We start from the raw sequence: 3,132 nt of genomic DNA on the forward strand, positions 1-3,132 counted from the left end.
ATAGTAATGAACTCTATATTATAAGGTTTATCCGCTAATTTAAGACGTACATCTCTTTCAGACTCTCCTTCAACATAAATAGTTTGTGTTTTTTCACGAACAGGTACCTCTTTTTTTGATTCTTGATAAAAAACTTTAAAAATCATTTGAACTCTCTCCTTCATCCGAATAACTTTTTCTATTATATATAAAATTAACATGATTTACATGTTTTTTCTTATTAAAGAAATATTTATATGTAAATGTTTTTTTATTATATAGATACCCATATTACGATAAGGAATGAGCCCTTCGCAAGATTGAAGGGCTCAAAAGGGTATTTTAAGCAATAGTTTTCTTCCGCAGCATATCTCTCCACTGTTTTAAAAGCTTCTTTCTTAGCTTCCTTAACATTGTGGATCAACTCCTTACTTTCTATTTTAAACTATCCTTGTCCAAAGTAAAGTAATCAAAGATGTTTAAAAAGATTTAGTTTTATTTTATTATATGTCAAATACAGCTTATCTCTCATGGGTATTTTTGGATAGCTCATGAATAATTGAACATTCCTTTATTAATATTCCTTAATTGACAATTTTGAAAAATGGGTTTAGTGTTTTATTACGTAAATCGAAATTTTTTACAAATTAGTTTTAAGGTAAGGATGAGGCAAATGGGAAAGCTATATAGTGCATTAGCAATTTTAAGCATCATTTGGGGAACATCATTTTTATTTGTTAAACTATTGCTGGAAGATTTGGGACCTGCTGGAGTTGTTTTTGGAAGGTGCCTTTTTGGCTTTTTAATACTAGCTATTTTCACATTAGTAAAACGTGAAAAAATCCAATACAAAGAACTTCCGCTAACAAAGCTTTTTTTAGTTGGATTACTAAACAATGCATTGCCATGGCTGCTTATTTCTATGGGTCAGACGAAAATCTCGTCAAGCTTAGCTTCCGTTATTAATGCCACAACACCTATTTGGACTCTTCTTATCGGCTCGCTATTTTTCTCAACCGTTTTAAGAAAAAAACAATGGATCGGTATTATTCTAGGGTTTATCGGGATATTTATTATTTCTGATCTAAAGTCTGGGGATTTTCTTTCGGGTCATTTTTCAGGAATCCTGTTTTTATTAGGTGCGACTATTTGTTATGGTGCAGGGACACAACTTACAAAGAAAAATTTAGGGCAAGTCTCGACCTTGCATATATCCTTATTTACCCTCTTTTTTGCTGCACTCATTAGTTTTTTCGTTATGTTAGTTTCATCGCCAGAATCCATCGTTGCCTTTACGGAATGGCATGTAATTTTCTCAATGCTTGGCTTAGGTTCATTAGGCTCAGGGGTTGCATACCTAATATATTATTATTTAATTAAAAATGGCGGTCCGGAATTTGCCTCCTTAGTAACTTATCTAGTGCCAGGATCAGCCATATTGTGGGGAGCTTTCATATTGGGAGAAAGTATTCATTATTCAATGATTGTAGGCTTGCTTATCATTTTTCTGGGGGTTTATATCACCTCTACTAAAGAAAAACAAAAAGAAGGTAAAGCTGCAGCCTAGTATGTATAGAAGGGAAAGAAACATAATTGAAAAAAATAGTATTCTTTGATATAGATGGAACGTTGGTAGACAGTGATAAACAGCTACAAAAGTCAACAAAACAAGCTCTTAAGCATTTAAAGGAGAATGGAGTATTTGTTGCGATTGCTACAGGGCGTGCTCCATTTATGTTTGACAGTCTGCGCAATGAGCTGGATATCGATTCTTTTGTTAGCTTTAATGGACAATTTGTTGTTTTTGAAAATGAAGTCATATTTAAAAATGAGCTGCCGACATCTGAAATTGAAAGGTTAGTGAACTACTCAATGGATAGAGGACATCCGCTTGTTTTTCTAGATGAAAAAGAAATGAAATCCTCAGAACTAGATAACAGATTTATTGAAGAAAGTATAGGCAGTTTGAAATTTCCTTATCCAGAAAAAGATATTGATTTTTATAAGAATAGGGAAGTTTATCAGGCATTAGTATTTACGGAAGAAAAAGAGGACGCGGCCTATGAAAGTGAATTTCCTAATTTCCGTTTTGTCCGCTGGCATCAATTTTCAACGGATGTGTTGCCTGCAGGAGGCTCAAAAGCTGAGGGAATAAAGCTAATGATAGACCGCTTAGGAATTGAGATGAAGAATGTATATGCTTTTGGGGATGGATTAAATGATATCGAAATGCTGCAAGCAGTTGGAACTGGAATTGCAATGGGCAATGCATTAGACGAAGTTAAGCTTGCTGCAGATGTAACAACAACTTCAGCAAACAACAACGGCATCTGGGACGGCTTGAAAAGAATAGGATTAATTTAGGGAAATTAAAATATAGGAAAAGACTGAACGCCTAATGTTCGGTCTTTTCCTTTGTCGCATGGTGTCCAAAAGTTGAACCTGCTATCTTTCGATTGGGACAGCACCCTCAATTGGTATAAAAGGATCCTCTTTATTAATATGATCATAGAACATAATTCCGTTCAGATGATCAATTTCATGCTGAAACACGATGGCTAATATCCCTTTTAACCTTAATTTTACTTCAATTCCATCTATTGTAGTTCCTTGAACAGTTACTCTTGCATATCTTGGAACATTTCCAGGAATCAGATCATCAACTGATAAACAGCCTTCTCCAGAAGTTAAGTAAGCTTTTTCAACTGAGTGGCTTTTGATTCTTGGATTAAACAGCGCATAATTATGAAGAGTTCCTTTTTCATCCTTAAGGTAGACAGCAATCATCCTTTTTGAAATATTGATTTGCGGAGCAGCCAGCCCGATGCCTGGGCGCAGGCCATATTTTTCTGCAATCTCGGGGTTTTGACTATTGATTACATATTCTAAAAGGCTTTGTAAAATTAGCTTATCCTCTTCTGTTGGTGGAAGTGGAACTTCATCTGCAACTTTTCTTAATGTTGGGTGTCCATCACGAATAATATCCCTCATCGTTAACATGTCATTCACTCCTGTAGCATAAGATCAATCGGCGAATTTTTAATTACTTTATTTAGTCTATCAAAATGAATGAAAAATGTTAATAAAAAGAGAAGGTACATTTTTGCACCTTCTCCTACAATATTAGCAAAAGCAAACGCAGCCAACGATGAT

General features: G+C 34.6%; 4 protein-coding genes. 2 read left to right on the forward strand and 2 right to left on the reverse strand.

Annotation, left to right across the window (positions count from 1 at the left end):
- A partial coding sequence (locus V7149_RS15280) for an RNA polymerase epsilon subunit (RefSeq protein ID WP_335346473.1) occupies positions 1-146 on the reverse strand: 146 nt, incomplete at its 3' end.
- A gap of 506 nt (positions 147-652) precedes the next feature.
- Here V7149_RS15280 and V7149_RS15285 point away from each other — a divergent pair.
- Positions 653-1,546, forward strand: coding sequence for a DMT family transporter (locus V7149_RS15285; protein WP_335346470.1), 894 nt, complete (start codon positions 653-655; stop codon positions 1,544-1,546).
- Positions 1,547-1,572: 26 nt separating this feature from the next.
- A complete protein-coding gene (locus tag V7149_RS15290; protein ID WP_335346471.1) occupies positions 1,573-2,343 on the forward strand; it encodes a Cof-type HAD-IIB family hydrolase in 771 nt (256 codons plus the stop codon).
- Between the two features lie 81 nt (positions 2,344-2,424).
- On the opposite strand, the gene def is transcribed toward V7149_RS15290, so the two are convergent.
- The gene (gene def, locus V7149_RS15295) at positions 2,425-2,979 is read right to left on the reverse strand and encodes a peptide deformylase (RefSeq protein ID WP_335346472.1); all 555 of its coding nucleotides are present in this window, start codon (positions 2,977-2,979) and stop codon (positions 2,425-2,427) included.
- Positions 2,980-3,132 lie beyond the last annotated feature (153 nt).

This window comes from Bacillus sp. JJ1503 (assembly GCF_036965125.1).
Classification (GTDB): Bacteria; Bacillota; Bacilli; order Bacillales; family Cytobacillaceae; genus Cytobacillus.